Here is a 15,154-nt window from a genome sequence, read left to right on the forward strand (position 1 = left end):
GTGGCGGACGGTGATACAAAACCCGACGCGCCCAGCCAAACCGACTGGCAAAGCAATCTGAAAGAGATCGGCGCAGAACGCGGGTTTTTTGAGGAGTTGGGCGAGGAACACTCAGCGCTATATATCAAACAGGGCAAAACCCTGATTGTGACCTTTGAAAACCTCGACCATGTCTATGAGGACAGTGCCGAGCGCATGCCGTGGGGCTACAACTTCGTTACCGCGCGCGGCTGGTCGATGCTGGGCATGATGGCGCATGGTTGGTCGTGGTATCGTGACGAGGCGGTGTTTGATTTCTTTGACCGGCTGCGCGACGAATGTTTTTTCGAGCAATTCGACAAAGTGGTGTTTTACGGCGCGTCGATGGGCGCCTATGCGGCCTCAGTCTTTTCTGCGGCGGCCCCCGGCGCAACGGTCATTTGTATCTCCCCACAGGCGACGTTGGATCGCGAGATTGCCAGTTGGGAAACCCGCTACCGCAAAGCCTGGCACCGGGACTTCAGCGGGCGCTATGCCTATGGGCCGGACATGATTGCCGAGGCCGGTGAGGTGAATATCTTCTACGATCCTCGCATGGGTCTGGACGCAATGCACGCCGCGCTGTTCCGTGGCGACAACGTACGCAAATACCGCTGCCGCTATATGGGGCACCGGATTGCCTCGCTCTGGATTATGTTGGGACTGTTAAAGCCGGTCATCGAGAGCTGCGTGGCCGGGGACATGACCGCGCCCAAGTTCTACAGCATGATGCGAGCGCGGCGCGATGTAGGGCGGTACCAGAAAGAGATGCTCAAAACGGTTCTGGCGGACGGGCGACCGTGGCTGATCGCCACCTACTGCTCAGCCGTGCTTGCGCGCCGACGCGGGCCAAACTTCCGCAAAGCCTTGCGGGCTGCCCGCGCCAAAATGGGGGGCTAAGCCCCCTTACACGCCACGCAACGTATCGCCAAAGCTGATGGTGGGGGCTAAGGTCACCTGACCCTCTTTTTCCACGTCGTTCACCCGCGCGGCGATGATCTCCGCCGCCTTGGTGCCAATCTCGCGGCGGCAGGCGTCCATCGTGGCCAGCTGTCGTGGCAAGCCTTGCAACAGCTCGACACCGTTGAAGCCCGCCAGACCAATCTGGCCCGGGACGTCGATGCCTTTCTCCAAAAGGTAGAGCAGACCGCCCGCGCCAATCATGTCGTTGCTGTAGTAGATGAAATCCACATCCGGGCTGCGCTCCAGCACCGCTTCGGTCATCTCGCGGCCTTTCGCCAGCGCGGACCCGCCGGAATAAAATTCTCGATCCACCACCTCAACGCCGGATTTGGCCAGCACTTCGGTAAAGCCTTCAAAGCGTTTGCGAGCGCGGTGATCGAGCGGCATTTTGGTGCCTAGGAAGGCGATTTTCTTATAGCCGGCTTTCAGGATTGCGGCGGCCATTTCTCGGCCAGCGCGGCGGTGCGATATGCCCACCATGGCGTCCACAGGATCACCATCGGTGTCCATGATTTCCACCACTGGAATGCCGCTGGCGTTGAGCATCGCACGGGAGGCTTCGGTGTGCTCCAGTCCAGCGATGATCACACCAGAGGGCCGCCAGGACAGCATTTCGTAGAGAACTTTCTCTTCTTTTTCAGGGAGGTAATCTGTCACGCCGACAACCGGCTGCAACTCGGTGTCTTCCAGAACCTGGCTGATCCCACTCAGAACTTCAGGAAAGACCATATTGGACAGGGACGGGATGATCACCGCCACAAGGTTCACCCTCTGACTGGCCAGCGCCCCGGCGATTTTGTTGGGCACATATCCCAGCTCTTTGGCCGCTGTCAGTACCTTGTCGCGTGTGGCGGCGGACACGTCCCCGCGGTTGCGCAACACGCGGCTGACCGTCATCTCGGACACCCCCGAAGCTTCAGATACGTCACGAAGGGTCAAGGAACGGTTTTTCTGAGTCACTGATATTCTTCCCGATAAGACTATCGGAATGTTACCGCGATCAGTTGCGCCTGTTCAAGCACTCGCTGCCTGCGCACATGCGCACAGTTAACAGGACTGGTTACATGTCCGCCGAAATAGCAAAGCTCTCTACTGGCTCCTTTACGTTGTGCAAGGAGACAGGCCCAAGTGGTTTGCTGTCAGGGGCGTGTTGCGCTACGCGGCCGGAGGCCACGATGCGGTGACCCACGGTCTTACCGTAGTCGCCGAGGCGGGCCGCGATGTTGGCCGGGCGGCCAATCACGGTGAAATCCAGCCGTTCCTGAGAGCCAACGTTGCCGTAGGTGACCTGCCCGTAGCAGATGCCAATCGAGCATTCACAACAACGATTTGGGTCTTCCTCGCGCAATTCAGCCAGCTTGGTAACAATGTCGCGCGCGGCCTGCAAAGCCTCGGCGCCTGCATCGGTGCCATCTTCGGTGTCGGGGAATACCGCGAGCACAGCGTCGCCGATGAATTTCAGAACCTCGCCGCCATGGGCATGCACAATCGAAGACGCGGTATCAAAGAAGGTATTGAGCAACTCGATGTAATCCTTGCGCCCCAGTTCTTCTTCCAGTCGGGTGGAGCCGCGCAGGTCGCAGAACATGATCGCGGCGTCGATGTCATCGCCATCGCCCCGCCGGATTTCGCCGCCCAGTACCCGTGCCCCGGTGCGGCGTCCAACGTAAGTCTCTAGCAGGGACTGGGCGTTTTCTTTCTGGGTAAACACCTCAAAGAAGCGGCTGATCACGGTGGAGACTTCAAAGATCAGTCCAAGGTTGGCGGTGGTGAAGCCTTCGGGATGGTCGCTGGTCAGCGTCAGCACGTTGATTTGCCCATCGCTAAAAAACAGCGGCATCGCCACATAGTCCGTCGCGCCTTCGGCTTTCAGGTCCTCCATCACCGGAAACTGCATCTCCGATTTGGCGCAGGTGAGTTTCTGCCGCACACCTCCAAGTCCCTTGGAGACATAGCTCAACGGGCTGTTTTTGAAGGACGGGTGGTCATAAAGTTCGTAGGACGGCGCAAAGGTGGTGATCTCTTCTTCGTCGCGTTTCCAGATGTAGTTCTTCCCGGCAATCATTGGGTGCAGCGACCAGATCATCGCGCTCATCCGGGCCACGGCAATGCCGTGCTCGACCATCTTTTTGCCCAAGGTACCAATGAAGTCCTCCGGCGTGGTCTCAAACGCCGCCCCGCGCATCAGCCAATCCACCAGCGGCCCGGTGATATTGCCATCCGCCACCGGATCAAGCTCCACGCCGCCCAGGTCAAACTCCACCTGCGCACCAGGCATAAAGCCGATATGCCCATTGATCGCGCGGCTTTCCGGCATGGCGTCGTCGTAACACCAGACGCCATTGTAAATAGTCTCGCCATCTAGCATCAGGTCATGATAGCGCGCCGTGCCTTTGAACGGGCAAAAGGTCTGCAACTCGGTCTCATTCGAAAGTGGCGTCAGAATGTCTTCTCTAGGAATGTAGATCTGAGGCGCCAGCCGGGTCTCATACATCACCTTGGCATTGGTGCTTTCCGCCAGAACCTGCCCGTTTCGCAAAACCCGCACCGTGGAGGCAATCGGTTTGATCTCAATCCCGTAGCCCGCGTTGGCGCCAAAACGTGAACCTTCCATGCCCTGATCCTTCCCTGATCGTCACCCCTGTCACGCAGTCTCCCCTATGTGGGGAGTGAACAAAAGGCAAACAAGAGGATGGGCGGCACATCAAGAAATTGTGTGCCGCACCTGTTAGAGCACTTCTATCACATCTTTGTCGATCGAGAGCACATAGCCTTTGCGGGCGATGTTCTTGACGAGGAGCTGGCTCACCATCTGATTACCCAGGGAGTCCCGCAGGCGTTTGATGCGCGTTGCTCCGGCGGCCTCTTCGCAATCGGTGGCCGGTTTGCCGGAGATCATGCTTTCCAGCTCAATACCCGACAGCACGTCATCATCCATACGCGCCTCGGCCAGCACCGACAACGTCTCCATCGCCGCGTCGGTCAGCTTGAAGCCCATCTCGTTGAGGTACACGGTTTTCTCCTCGCGGCTGACAATCAGCGAGGTTACCTGAATGCCCGCACGCTCGATCTGTGCCATGCGGCGGTTCATGGTGATGAGCCCAACCAGAAACACCAGCGCAGCAATCATCATGCCGGTGGCGAACACTAAGAGCACCAAAATCACCATGCGATAGCTGGCAAGCGTGTCGGCAAAGGCGGTGCCGGATTGTGCAAGAATTTCGAGCAGTTTGATTTCCGCCTGACCGGTCAGGTCATCATTGGCCAGAAACAGCGCCTCGACGCGGGCGTTAAACGCATTGGCATCCGGCAAGGTCAGCAGCAACAGCGCTGCGCAGGCCAAAAGGATCAGAACAATCGCCCCAATCCCAAGTGCCACGATCCGCCCACCGCTGCGCCGTGTTTCAATAACGGAGGTAGAATTGTCCTGCACTGTCTTCCTTTCCGGAGAGCTCTGAGGCGTCAAACACCGAGAGCACGTTTAACAAGGTCCATCCGTCTTTCCCAATGCGGGCGGCAACTTCTTGCTTTGCAGATCCGGCGTCACAGCCGTTTTTGAGATCGATCACACCGTAGTGCAGGCGCAACGGGGCGTCTTTCTTGGCTTTGTAATCGGCATAGCAGTCGGCCGCATGCGCCGCATCAGGCGCTGCAAGGGCGGCGACCAGCGCGGCAATACAAAGGCTATATGTCATGAGCTGTTTCATGAGCCGACCTTGGCGCAAAGACGCCCTGTTATTCAATAACCAAGTTGGTTTGAGTACCTGATATCTCATAACAAGATGCTGATATTGTGAGATTTTTGGAGTTGCGGCGAAAACGGATGGGCAAACCGGCGCACAGCCCGGACAACATTCAAAAAACAGGACTTCGCCATGACTTCCAAGACGTTTATCGCCTCCGTACTGAGTATCGCCATCATCCTCACCGGCGCCACAGCCCCGCGTGCCCACGCTATGGATGAAGACGCCATCGCCGCGCTGCTGTTTGGTGTGACCGCGCTGGCTGTGATCGGAGCCGCCGTGGCGGACAACAAGAAATCAGACCCGGCTCCGGTGGTGTCTAAACCAGCGACCAAGCCGAAACCCAAAAAGACCCACAAACCCAAGAAGAAGCACAAAGCCTGGCTGCCAAGCCACTGTGCCAAGCGGTTTCAAACTCCAAAAGGTCGCATCATCCAAGGCTACGGCCAGCGCTGTCTGTTTCGCGCCCAATACCCGGCCTACCGCCTGCCAGAGCAGTGCTACTTCAAGCGCAAAAGCGCCCATGGCCGGATTGCTGGCTACCGCAGCCAGTGCCTGAGCAACAACGGTTACAAAGTGGTTTGGCGTTAACCTGATCCCCACCATCGAGCGGTGTGCAAGCCGACAGTAAGATCGGCAACTGGCCGGGCAGACGAGGGGCTGCCCGGCTTTTTTCTTGCCTTTGGCCCCATGGAATGCTTCTCAACACAGCATGACAAAAGAGATCACCGCCCCCGACTTTTCCCTAGAAGAAGCTGCCTTTGCCCGTGGCCTAACCCGCGTGGCCGGCGTGGACGAAGTCGGGCGAGGTCCACTGGCCGGACCCGTGACGGCGGCGGCGGTGGTGCTGAACCCGAACAATATCCCTGCCGGTCTCAACGACTCCAAGAAACTGACCGCCAAACGGCGCGAGGCACTGACCGAAGAAATCCTGGACGTGGCCGATGTCTGCATCGCCCATTGCACGGTCGAAGAGATCGACGAACACAACATTTTGCGCGCTAGCCACATCGCCATGGAACGGGCCGTCGCGGGGTTGAACTCGGCGCCGGATCACATGCTGATCGATGGCAATTTGATCCCCTCTGGATTGCAAATCTCATCCGAAGCAATCGTCAAAGGGGACGCGCGGTCACTCTCGATTTCTGCCGCGTCCATCGTGGCAAAAACGGCGCGTGACACCATCATGATGGATTTGGCGCAACAGTTCCCTGGTTACGGATGGGAAACAAACGCCGGATACCCGTCCAAAAAGCACAGAGAGGCGCTGGTCGAACTGGGGGTGACCCCACATCATAGGCGTTCGTTTAAGCCTGTGCACAATATCTTGTATCAAGCGAAAAACTAACTCTCTGATTCAAAAAAGAAATTGACGCCGAATCACGTTTGACTCAAACTTATCCACATAACGAGCGCACCAAAAAAACCGCGCCGTAATGAGGCAGAGAATGAAAACGATGACCAAAGCGAAGGGCGCATCCGCGCTCCCGATCAATAGTATATTGTCCGGCGACTGTATCGAAGTGATGAACAGTCTGCCTAAAAACTCGATCGATCTGATCTTCGCAGACCCGCCATATAACCTTCAGTTGAAAGGCGAGCTGCACCGTCCAGACAATTCCAAAGTGGACGCGGTTGACGACGAGTGGGACCAGTTTTCGAGTTTCACCGCGTATGACAAGTTCACACGCGAATGGCTGAAGGCGGCCCGCCGTCTTCTGAAACCCAACGGGGCAATCTGGGTGATTGGCTCCTACCACAACGTGTTCCGCATGGGCGCGGAACTGCAGAACCAGGGCTTCTGGATTCTCAACGATGTGGTCTGGCGCAAGTCCAACCCGATGCCAAATTTCCGTGGCAAACGCTTCACCAACGCGCATGAAACCATGATTTGGGCGTCCAAATCCGAAGGCGCGAAATACACCTTCAACTACGAAGCGCTCAAAGCGCTCAACGAAGGTGTACAGATGCGCAGCGATTGGGTGCTGCCGATCTGCACCGGTCATGAGCGTCTGAAAGATGAAAACGGCGATAAGGCACATCCGACGCAGAAACCGGAGAGCCTGCTGCATCGCGTGCTGGTGGGCTCCACCAACCCCGGAGACGTGATCCTTGATCCGTTCTTTGGCACCGGCACCACCGGCGCTGTCGCCAAGATGCTGGGTCGTGAGTACATCGGCATCGAACGCGAAGCCGCCTATCGCAAAGTGGCCGAAAAACGCCTGAAGAAGGTGCGCAAGTTTGACCGCGAAGCGCTGGCCGTGACCGCCTCCAAACGTGCCGAGCCTCGTGTGCCGTTTGGTCAACTGGTTGAGCGCGGCATGCTGCGCCCCGGCGAAAACCTCTATTCCCTGAATGGCCGTCACAAAGCCAAAGTCCGTGCCGATGGCACGCTGATTGGCGACGACATCAAGGGATCCATCCATCAGGTTGGTGCGCATCTGGAAGGCGCGCCAAGCTGTAACGGTTGGACCTACTGGTCCTACAAACGCGAAGGCAAGAAGGTGCCTATCGACCTTCTCCGTCAGCAAATTCGCGCAGAAATGGCGGCACGTCCCAACTAACCTGCTTTGCGTTATCCCAAGACCCGGGTCGTCTGTTGCCCTTGCCAGAATGGCAAACCCGCGCACAGACGATCCGGACCCAACGCAAAGCGCTCTGGGGCGCGTCAACTTCCATACCACAGATAACCAATACCGCCGGATGCCTGTAGCCGAACTGACTACGCAGGTATCCAGACTTCCCCGCCGAACTCCGGCGGGGTTTTTTTGTGCGGCGCAGGGGGTGTAAGCTGCCCCATGGTCACCTATCTCAGCCGAGGACAACGGAGAGCCAGCCAATGGTCGAGCAGACTCAACAAGACAAGCCGGTGTATCTGGATCGGTTGGAGGACGGCGAAGAGCGCACCGACAGCTACACCGAGGCGGTTCTTGAACGTCACAAGCGGGAAGGTCTGGACTTGGCTGTAAAAGCCCGCTGGGTGGCGATGTCCATCATTGGCGTCTTCCTGCTGTTCACCGTGCATTGGCCGGAAGTCTTCTATTACGAGTTCATCCTTTTTCTGCTTTGCGTGAACGGCTGGCTCATTCGTCGTGCCGGTCGGGTGGGGCGCTCCAAGCTGGAACTCTTCCTGATCTTTGTGGATCTCCTGCTGATGGTGGTTGGCATCATTGGTCCCAATCCGATTGGGCTGGATGATTGGCCGCAGGCGATGCAGTACCGCTTTGGTAATTTCCAGTACCTCTTCTTGATCTTGGCGATGGGCACTTTGGCCTATTCCTGGCGCACGGTGATTGCGATTGGCACCTGGACGGCTGGCATGTGGGCTGCGGCTTTGGCGCTGTCGATCTGGCTCACTGATCCGGTGCCGGTCATGAGCGATGCCATTAAGTTTGCGCTCCCCGGCTGGCCGGACCTCGCGCATATTCTCGACCCGAATAACTTCAATGTCCGCCTCCGCATTCAGGAGATAGTGGTCTTCCTTCTGGTCGCGTTGACGCTGGGCATCTCCATGCGGCGTTTCAACGGGCTGCTGAGGTCCAATGCGGCGCTGGAACGGGAGCGCACCAACCTGTCACGCTACTTCTCTCCCAACGTGGTGGAGGAGTTGAGCCAAAACGACGAACCGCTCAAACAAATCCGCTCCCACAACATCGCCGTGCTTTTTGTGGATATTGTCGGCTTCACCGAGTTCGCCGCGACCCGCAAACCGGAAGAGGTGATCGAAACCCTACGCGACTTCCACGGGCTGATGGAGCGCGCGGTGTTTGCCCATGAAGGCACGTTGGACAAATATCTTGGCGACGGTTTGATGGCCACCTTTGGCACGCCCAGCCCGTCTGATCACGACGCGCAAAACGCGCTGCGGTGTGTGCGACAGATGATGGCGGATGTGGACGTCTGGAATGACGCGCGCATCGTCAAAGGCCAGCCGCCGCTAAGGGTCGGTTTTGGCGCGCACTATGGTCCCGCGGTTCTCGCCGACATTGGCGCCAACCGGTTAGAGTTTGCCGTGGTCGGCAACACCGTGAATGTGGCGTCCCGTCTGGAAAGCATGACACGCGGTCTGAACGCCCGACTGGTGATCAGTGATGGCATGCGCTCCGAAGTGCTCAAAGAGGGTGGTGACGAATGTCTGGATGGCCTCCAGAGGTTCACCGATCAGGACGTGCGCGGCGTGGCGGAGAAGCTCACCGTCTGGGCCTTTGAGCGGCCGGATGACCACAACGTCTGATCCCTATCTAGGCATCGGATTCTTGGCCTTGTTGTAGGGCTGCCAATTGGTGATTTCCGGATAATACATGTCCCGCCACTTGCGCACGCGCGGGTTCATCACCCGTTTCCACACGGGCGGGATCATCGCCGCGATTGTCATAATCGGATAGCCAAAGGGCAACTGCGGCGCCTCTTCGTCCGTATAGTTTTGCAAAAGCGGAAAACGACGGTCCGGTTTGTAGTGGTGGTCTGAATGGCGCTGCAAGTTGATCAACAACCAGTTTGAGGCTTTATGAGCCGCGTTCCAGCTGTGATGCGGTTTGACATGCTCATATTTACCTTCGCCAAGGTGTTTTCGTGTGAGCCCATAGTGCTCCACGTAGTTCACCAACTCGAGTTGCCAAATTGCAATCCACGCCTGCCAGATGAACAAGGCAACTCCCAGCCAACCGCCAAGGAGAAGCGCCAGCAACAGCATCCCGCCCTGCAGCGCCCAGTAACGGAAAAACGGATTGGACAGGTCGGTCCAAGGCAGCTTTTTACGCGCCAGCATGGCTTTTTCGGCATTGAAGGACGATTTTAGTGACCCAATCAAAACACGTGGAAAGAACCGGTGAAAGCCCTCGTTGTAGCGCGCCGTGACCGGGTCTCGCGGCGTGCCAACATACCGATGATGCACCAACAGGTGCTCGCTGCGGAAGTGCGAATACAGCACCATCGACAATAGGATGTCTCCGAGCCAGCGTTCCGCTTTGGGTTTTTGATGCATCAGCTCATGGCTGTAATTGATGCCGATTGTACCACTGATCACACCAACCCCAAAGAACAGGCCAATAAGCGCGCCGGTGCTGAGGTGGTCCGCCCGTGTGGCATAGAAGATCAGGCCAAAGATCGTGATGAACTGCACCGGCGCCCAAATCAAAGTGACCAGTTGATACCACTTTAGCTGGTCATCGCTTGTGTCGAGATCCGCGTTCTCAAGGTTGAGCCCTGTGACTGCGTCCAGCGCCGCAAACAGATACCAGGTGGTGATCGGCACCAGCACCACCCACCAGCCGCCCAATCCGGCGGTGGTCCAAACGAGTGGCACGAGAAGAAGCGAGCACCAAAAGGGCAAAGCGCTGGTGAACTTGGCAACGTGAGAGGAGGCGATCATAACCACAGTCCTTTGACTTCATTGCGCAAACTATGCGGCGAACCGCGCGTATGTGCAATGAGGTCAAGTGCCGCGATAGAGATCAAAAGCTTTGCGCATTGCCGTGGGTAAATTGCCCGCATCAAATTGTTCGGCGTCAACAAACCCACCAACGGTGGCTTCGCGGTCCATTGGCACCAGCGCGGTTTTCACCGTTAGGCGCAGATGGAAATGCGTAAATGTATGCCGCGCCTCAGCGTTCAGCGTTTTCCACTCCGCCTTGATGGGGGCGTCATGTTTGGGCGCTTCCCCTTCGGTCCACTCTGACCCGGGCCATCCCAGCATACCGCCCAGCAAGCCACTGTCGGGCCGCGTTTCCAGCAAGAAAGCCCCGTCCACACGTTTGGCGATGTAGACAACGCCGTGGCGGATGGGTTTGGGTTTCTTGGGCGTTTTCTTCGGCAATTCCGCTGCTGTTCCAGCCGCCTGTGCTTGACACGGGGAGCGCCACGGGCACAGCCCACAAGCCGGATTGCGCGGCGTGCAAATTGTTGCGCCAAGGTCCATCACCGCCTGCGCATAGTCTCCGGGGCGTTCGTTTGGGGTGAGTTCAGCGGCTTTCTCGGTCAACTCGGGCTTCGCCGCAGGCAATGGCGTATGAATGTCAAACAGCCGCGCCATGACGCGTTCGACATTGCCATCCACCACCGTGGCGGGTTGGTCAAAGGCAATTGCCGCCACAGCGCCCGCTGTGTAAGGCCCCACGCCCGGCAGTTTGAGCAACTCTTCCACAGTGCCCGGAAACACGCCGTCATATTCCGCCACCACGGACCGCGCGCATTTCAATAGGTTGCGGGCCCTCGCGTAGTATCCAAGCCCCGCCCATTCCGCCATGACATCCGCATCTTCTGCCGCCGCCAAATCCCGCACCGTGGGCCATTTCGCTGTGAACCGCTCAAAGTAGTCCTTCACCGCCGCCACAGTGGTCTGCTGCAACATGATCTCCGACATCCAAACCCGATACGGGTCCGGCTGTACCCCTCTGGCGCGGTCTTTTGGCCCCACCCGCCACGGCATCTTCCGCGCGTTGTGATCATAGAACGTCAGCAGGTCGGCGCTGTTTGGCCTATCACGCAAGTTTTATCCTCACTTGGGTTGGGTTTCACTGGCGCCCTCGCGCCGAGCCACTAAAATAGCGACCGACCAAAGGATGCAAGACCAACATGCGCAAAGCCTCAACCAAAGGGTTTTCCCGCACCTCTTCGCTGCTGCAAGAGCGCATCCGCAAAGCCAGCGAAAGCAGGGGTTTTGCGGAATCGCGTGTGTTGACCCATTGGGCAGAGATCGTTGGCGAAGACACCGCGCGCATCTGTCAGCCGGTGGATGTGAAATATGGCCGCCAAGGGTTTGGCGCCACGTTGACGGTGCTGACCACTGGCGCGCAGGCACCGATGCTGGAAATGCAAAAAGAAACCCTGCGCACGCGCATCAACGCGGCTTACGGCTACAACGCCATCACCCATATGCGCATCACCCAAACCGCGCCCACTGGCTTTGCCGAAGGGCAGGCGGTCTTTGGCGCGGCGCCCAAGGCCGAAAAGCCCAAACCCGATGCCGCCACCTGTGCTGAGGCCGCCGAAGTGGCCGCGCCGGTGGGCGACGATGACCTACGGCAAGCGCTGGAACGCCTTGCGCAAAACGTAATCTCAAAGAACAAAAACGCAAAGAGAGGCTCTGAATGAACCGTTTTATCCCTGCAATCGCCGCTGCGGCTGTCGCCGTTGCTGGCGGGGCTTACTGGCTGAGCAACACGCAAACGTCCGCAACCGAGACGGCGTTTAGCCTGCCGGAAATCAGCAACATCCAAACGGTGTCTTCCGAAGGCGCAGCCAACGAGCACGGCATTGTCGAAATGGTCATGGGCTCTGAAGACGCGCCAATCACCATCATTGAATATGCGTCCTTCACCTGTCCGCATTGTGCGAGCTTCCACGAAAATGTGTTGGAGCCGTTGAAGGCAGACTACGTTGACACTGGTAAAGTGAAGTTCGTATTCCGCGACGTGTATTTTGACCGCTACGGCCTCTGGGCCTCTATGGTGGCGCGCTGTGGTGGTCAGGAGAAATTCTTCGGCATGACCGACATCCTGATGAAAACCCAGAAAGACTGGACCCGTGCCGGTGATCCTGTGGCGATCTCTGACAGCCTGCGCAAAACCGGCCGTCTGGCAGGTCTGGAAGACGATCAACTGCAGGCCTGCCTGCAGGACGAAGACAAAGCCAAAGCGCTGGTGGCCTGGTTCCAGGAAAACGCCGCAGCTGATGACGTGAACTCCACGCCAACGCTGATCATCGACGGCGAGAAACACTCCAACATGAGCTACAATGATCTGAAAGAGATCCTTGACGGCAAACTCGGCGGCTAAGCCATATCCATTTGACCGGGCGGGTTACGCTTGCCCGGTCACCCCGATGCGTTCCAGAAGCGCATCAATCGGCGTCCACTCCTGCAATTCCAACCGCACCGGTAAGGTCAGCACCTGTGGCCGCACTTCTAGTGGCAGGCGCACGGCGTCCTTTTCAGTTGTGACCAATTGCGCGCCCATCTTTTGGGATTCCGCGTAAAGCCGTGAGAGCATGGCAGGTGGCAGCGCCTGATGATCGGCCAGAGCTTCCGTGTGCACCAATGTGGCACCGAGGCTGCGCAGGGTCTCAAAGAATTTTTCCGGATGTCCAATACCGGCAAAGGCAAAAAACGGTGTTTCCGTCCAATCCATGCCGGTTTGCAGCGGCACCAATGCGCCTTTAGCGTGTGGCAAGGTCACTTGCGTGCCCCAGGTTTCGGCAAATCTGACCTGTGCGGCATCGTTACCAATCGACAGAACCACGTCGCCTCGCGCCATGCCTGCTGCCACCGGCTCGCGCAAGGGTCCCGCCGGGATGCAGCGCCCGTTGCCAAATCCGCGATGCGCATCCACGACAATCACGCTGGCGTCTTTCTGCACGGAGGCGTTCTGAAAGCCGTCGTCCAGCAGGATGACATCCGCCCCAGCCGCCTCTGCTGCCCGCACGCCCTCGGCGCGGTCTTTCGACACCCAAGTGGGGGCAAAGGCCGCCAGCAAAAGCGGCTCATCCCCAGTTTCTTCCGCCTTGTGTGTGCGTTCGCTAACCTGCACCGGACCTTCAAGCGTTCCGCCATAACCGCGCGAGACCACATGCGGGGTCTTTCCCATGCCAATCAGCCGTTGCGCCAAAGCGATGGTGGTGGGCGTCTTGCCAGTCCCACCCGCATTGATGTTGCCGATACAGATCACCGGCACCGAGGCCTTATAGCCATCCGTTTTGTTAACGCGTGATTGGGTGGCCTTGGCGTAAATCCCCCCCAAGGGGGCCAAAAGCCGGGCTTGCCAGCCGGGGCGGTTGGGGGTGTTGGACCAGAACAGTGGCTCCCTCATGCAGGCTCCTCCTGCGTGTCCATCAACATATGCGCGTGCTCAAGTACTTTGTCTGACACCGCCGCGCTGTCTGACACCACTTGCCAGCCCGCGTGGGCCATGGCCGCCACCTGATCCGGTGCGGCCAAAAACATCAAGGCGGCGGTCAAACTGTCGGCGTCTTTCACAATGCGCGCGGCACCAACATTGGCCAGCCGTGTGTAACTTCCCAAATAGCGCCGCACCGATGGTCCATAGAGGATCGCGCTGCCCAGAGCCGCAGGCTCCAGTGGATCGCGCCCACCGGCACCGGCGATCAATGAGCTGCCCACAAAACTGATCGGCGCAATGCGATACCACAAGCCCAACTCGTCGGGCGTTTCGGCAAAGAGCACCTGCGTGTTTTCTTCGGGAAAATCGCCATTGTCCCAATCCGCCACGCGCCAGCCGCCTGCCGCGATGGTGTCGCGCATACTCTGCGCATTAGCCGGATTGTCCGGCACCACCACCAGCAACATCCGGAACGACAGTCGTAAAACCGCGCGATAGGCGTTGAGCACGGTTTCCAGTTCTTCCGGCTGCAAACGCGCTGCCAGCCAGACCGGTCGCCCGGCCAAACAACCGCGCAGCTCGTCCAGATCGCTTTCACGCACCGGCAAGGCCGGGGCTTCTTCCATCAAGGTCCCGCTGATCTCGACTTTGGAGCTGTCGCCGAGCAGCTTGCGCAGGCGAATGGCTGTGGCCTTGTCTTGTGCGAAGACCGTGTTGAACCGCGACAAAGTTCCGCGAATAGGCTCCGGTCCCCAACGCCGTTTTTGATCCAGCTTGGGGCGATGCACTTCCAGCATCATCGAGGGGATATCGCGTGTGCGCACCGCATCAATCAGCGCGGGGCGAATGCTGGACCCTAGCCAGATCATGATTTCCGGCTGCCAATGCGCCAGAAACACGGCGATGTCGGCAGGGCTTTCAGAGGGGCAAGGTTGCCAGATCACACCATCAGGCAGCGTCTGGGTCAGCGGCACATCATGAGGGGTGGTCAATAGCACCCGCGCATCTGTGCGCTGCGCTGCCAGTCGTAGGCCCAATTTGGCCAGGGTGCGCGCGCGTGTGGGATCGGTGCTGTGCAGCCAGATGACCGCGCCTTTGGGGCGCGGACAGTCAATTGCGGCCAGCCTTGGGGGCTGGCGGCGCGCAAACGCAAGATACGCCGCAAGGCCAAGCGAGCGCGCCATCCGGAAATCTTACCCGAGTTCTTCGGTGGAGGAGGCCGCCGCCTGCTCATCCCGCAGACGGTGCAGGTGCGCAATGAAGTAGCGCATGTGGGCGTTGTCCACGGTCTTCTGCGCTTCGGCTTTCCACGCGTCATAGGCGCTTTCGTAGTTCCGGAAGATGCCAACCACATGGATGTCATCCACATCTTTAAAGGCGGTTTTTGTCGGATCGATCAGTTCGCCACCAAAGACGAGGTGCAGTCGTTGTGCCATTTGTGGGCCACTCCTGTGAGGTGCTGAATTGGCCGCAACCTACGGCGCTTGGGCCAAAGCCTCAAGGGGAGGAACGCGCCCCTTGGCGCAAGTTTGACAGGAATTGCCCCCCATTGCGCCGTGTCGCATGGCTTTGAGCTGCGCTTTTTGCTAGAGCGCG

The 15,154-nt window shown here is 58.4% G+C and carries 16 protein-coding genes; 7 read left to right on the forward strand and 9 right to left on the reverse strand.

Annotated elements, in window-relative coordinates; genetic code table 11:
• Positions 1-918, forward strand: a complete 918-nt coding sequence (locus SIB38_RS05355) for a phosphoadenosine phosphosulfate reductase (RefSeq protein WP_294115960.1) — start codon at positions 1-3, stop codon at positions 916-918.
• Between the two features lie 6 nt (positions 919-924).
• On the opposite strand, the gene SIB38_RS05360 is transcribed toward SIB38_RS05355, so the two are convergent.
• The 4 genes from SIB38_RS05360 to SIB38_RS05375 all read right to left on the reverse strand — a co-directional run bounded on the left by SIB38_RS05360 (position 925) and on the right by SIB38_RS05375 (position 4,676).
• Positions 925-1,941 (reverse strand): LacI family DNA-binding transcriptional regulator, encoded by a 1,017-nt coding sequence (locus SIB38_RS05360; protein ID WP_412551575.1) that lies wholly within the window; start codon positions 1,939-1,941, stop codon positions 925-927.
• A 100-nt stretch (positions 1,942-2,041) separates the two neighbouring features.
• A complete protein-coding gene (locus SIB38_RS05365) occupies positions 2,042-3,595 on the reverse strand; it encodes a DUF427 domain-containing protein (RefSeq protein WP_294115962.1) in 1,554 nt (517 codons plus the stop codon).
• Between the two features lie 114 nt (positions 3,596-3,709).
• A complete protein-coding gene (locus SIB38_RS05370; RefSeq protein ID WP_294115966.1) occupies positions 3,710-4,414 on the reverse strand; it encodes a winged helix-turn-helix domain-containing protein in 705 nt (234 codons plus the stop codon).
• Positions 4,386-4,676 carry a hypothetical protein gene (locus SIB38_RS05375; RefSeq protein WP_294115968.1) on the reverse strand — a complete coding sequence of 97 codons (291 nt, stop codon included), beginning with the start codon at positions 4,674-4,676 and terminating at the stop codon, positions 4,386-4,388. Before SIB38_RS05375 ends, SIB38_RS05370 begins: the two co-directional genes overlap by 29 nt.
• Before the next feature lie 180 nt (positions 4,677-4,856).
• Between SIB38_RS05375 and SIB38_RS05380 the strand changes: the two genes are divergently transcribed.
• The 4 genes from SIB38_RS05380 to SIB38_RS05395 all read left to right on the forward strand — a co-directional run bounded on the left by SIB38_RS05380 (position 4,857) and on the right by SIB38_RS05395 (position 8,958).
• Entirely contained in the window at positions 4,857-5,315 is a 459-nt protein-coding gene (locus SIB38_RS05380; RefSeq protein ID WP_294115970.1) for a hypothetical protein, read from the forward strand.
• A 121-nt stretch (positions 5,316-5,436) separates the two neighbouring features.
• Positions 5,437-6,072 carry a ribonuclease HII gene (locus SIB38_RS05385; RefSeq protein WP_412551576.1) on the forward strand — a complete coding sequence of 212 codons (636 nt, stop codon included), beginning with the start codon at positions 5,437-5,439 and terminating at the stop codon, positions 6,070-6,072.
• Between the two features lie 100 nt (positions 6,073-6,172).
• Entirely contained in the window at positions 6,173-7,288 is a 1,116-nt protein-coding gene (locus SIB38_RS05390) for a site-specific DNA-methyltransferase (RefSeq protein WP_412551577.1), read from the forward strand.
• Positions 7,289-7,563: 275 nt separating this feature from the next.
• Positions 7,564-8,958 (forward strand): adenylate/guanylate cyclase domain-containing protein, encoded by a 1,395-nt coding sequence (locus tag SIB38_RS05395; protein ID WP_412551578.1) that lies wholly within the window; start codon positions 7,564-7,566, stop codon positions 8,956-8,958.
• Between the two features lie 3 nt (positions 8,959-8,961).
• Here SIB38_RS05395 and SIB38_RS05400 read toward each other — a convergent pair whose 3' ends face one another.
• Together SIB38_RS05400 and mutY are read right to left on the reverse strand one after the other, a co-directional pair.
• A complete protein-coding gene (locus tag SIB38_RS05400) occupies positions 8,962-10,095 on the reverse strand; it encodes an alkane 1-monooxygenase (protein WP_294115976.1) in 1,134 nt (377 codons plus the stop codon).
• A 63-nt stretch (positions 10,096-10,158) separates the two neighbouring features.
• The gene (gene mutY / locus SIB38_RS05405) at positions 10,159-11,211 is read right to left on the reverse strand and encodes an A/G-specific adenine glycosylase (protein ID WP_412551579.1); all 1,053 of its coding nucleotides are present in this window, start codon (positions 11,209-11,211) and stop codon (positions 10,159-10,161) included.
• Between the two features lie 86 nt (positions 11,212-11,297).
• On the opposite strand from mutY, the gene SIB38_RS05410 reads away from it, so the two are divergent.
• Together SIB38_RS05410 and SIB38_RS05415 are read left to right on the forward strand one after the other, a co-directional pair.
• Positions 11,298-11,816, forward strand: coding sequence for a DUF721 domain-containing protein (locus tag SIB38_RS05410; RefSeq protein WP_294115978.1), 519 nt, complete (start codon positions 11,298-11,300; stop codon positions 11,814-11,816).
• Complete coding sequence (locus tag SIB38_RS05415) at positions 11,813-12,499, forward strand: DsbA family protein (protein ID WP_294115979.1); 687 nt, start codon at positions 11,813-11,815, stop codon at positions 12,497-12,499. The genes SIB38_RS05410 and SIB38_RS05415 overlap by 4 nt, the downstream gene beginning before the upstream one ends.
• A 24-nt stretch (positions 12,500-12,523) precedes the next feature.
• Here the strand turns inward: SIB38_RS05415 and lpxK are convergent, their stop codons facing one another.
• The 3 genes from lpxK to SIB38_RS05430 are packed head-to-tail and all read right to left on the reverse strand — an operon-like array spanning position 12,524 to position 14,994.
• The gene (gene lpxK / locus SIB38_RS05420; protein WP_294115980.1) at positions 12,524-13,528 is read right to left on the reverse strand and encodes a tetraacyldisaccharide 4'-kinase; all 1,005 of its coding nucleotides are present in this window, start codon (positions 13,526-13,528) and stop codon (positions 12,524-12,526) included.
• Positions 13,525-14,742 carry a 3-deoxy-D-manno-octulosonic acid transferase gene (locus SIB38_RS05425; RefSeq protein WP_294115981.1) on the reverse strand — a complete coding sequence of 406 codons (1,218 nt, stop codon included), beginning with the start codon at positions 14,740-14,742 and terminating at the stop codon, positions 13,525-13,527. Before SIB38_RS05425 ends, lpxK begins: the two co-directional genes overlap by 4 nt.
• Before the next feature lie 9 nt (positions 14,743-14,751).
• Positions 14,752-14,994 carry a DUF4170 domain-containing protein gene (locus tag SIB38_RS05430; RefSeq protein WP_412551580.1) on the reverse strand — a complete coding sequence of 81 codons (243 nt, stop codon included), beginning with the start codon at positions 14,992-14,994 and terminating at the stop codon, positions 14,752-14,754.
• Positions 14,995-15,154 lie beyond the last annotated feature (160 nt).

This window comes from Shimia sp. MIT910701, from assembly GCF_047126315.1.
Classification (GTDB): domain Bacteria; phylum Pseudomonadota; class Alphaproteobacteria; order Rhodobacterales; family Rhodobacteraceae; genus Shimia.

What these genes read in the sequence shown, in the direction of transcription:
- SIB38_RS05365 (WP_294115962.1), bottom strand. Translation starts at nt 3,595, where the DNA reads ATGGAAGGTTCACGTTTTGGCGCCAACGCGGGCTACGGGATTGAGATC.
- SIB38_RS05375 (WP_294115968.1), bottom strand. Translation starts at nt 4,676, where the DNA reads ATGACATATAGCCTTTGTATTGCCGCGCTGGTCGCCGCCCTTGCAGCG.
- SIB38_RS05380 (WP_294115970.1), top strand. Translation starts at nt 4,857, where the DNA reads ATGACTTCCAAGACGTTTATCGCCTCCGTACTGAGTATCGCCATCATC.
- SIB38_RS05385 (WP_412551576.1), top strand. Translation starts at nt 5,437, where the DNA reads ATGACAAAAGAGATCACCGCCCCCGACTTTTCCCTAGAAGAAGCTGCC.
- SIB38_RS05390 (WP_412551577.1), top strand. Translation starts at nt 6,173, where the DNA reads ATGAAAACGATGACCAAAGCGAAGGGCGCATCCGCGCTCCCGATCAAT.
- SIB38_RS05395 (WP_412551578.1), top strand. Translation starts at nt 7,564, where the DNA reads ATGGTCGAGCAGACTCAACAAGACAAGCCGGTGTATCTGGATCGGTTG.
- SIB38_RS05400 (WP_294115976.1), bottom strand. Translation starts at nt 10,095, where the DNA reads ATGATCGCCTCCTCTCACGTTGCCAAGTTCACCAGCGCTTTGCCCTTT.
- SIB38_RS05410 (WP_294115978.1), top strand. Translation starts at nt 11,298, where the DNA reads ATGCGCAAAGCCTCAACCAAAGGGTTTTCCCGCACCTCTTCGCTGCTG.
- SIB38_RS05415 (WP_294115979.1), top strand. Translation starts at nt 11,813, where the DNA reads ATGAACCGTTTTATCCCTGCAATCGCCGCTGCGGCTGTCGCCGTTGCT.
- lpxK (WP_294115980.1), bottom strand. Translation starts at nt 13,528, where the DNA reads ATGAGGGAGCCACTGTTCTGGTCCAACACCCCCAACCGCCCCGGCTGG.
- SIB38_RS05425 (WP_294115981.1), bottom strand. Translation starts at nt 14,742, where the DNA reads ATGGCGCGCTCGCTTGGCCTTGCGGCGTATCTTGCGTTTGCGCGCCGC.
- SIB38_RS05430 (WP_412551580.1), bottom strand. Translation starts at nt 14,994, where the DNA reads ATGGCACAACGACTGCACCTCGTCTTTGGTGGCGAACTGATCGATCCG.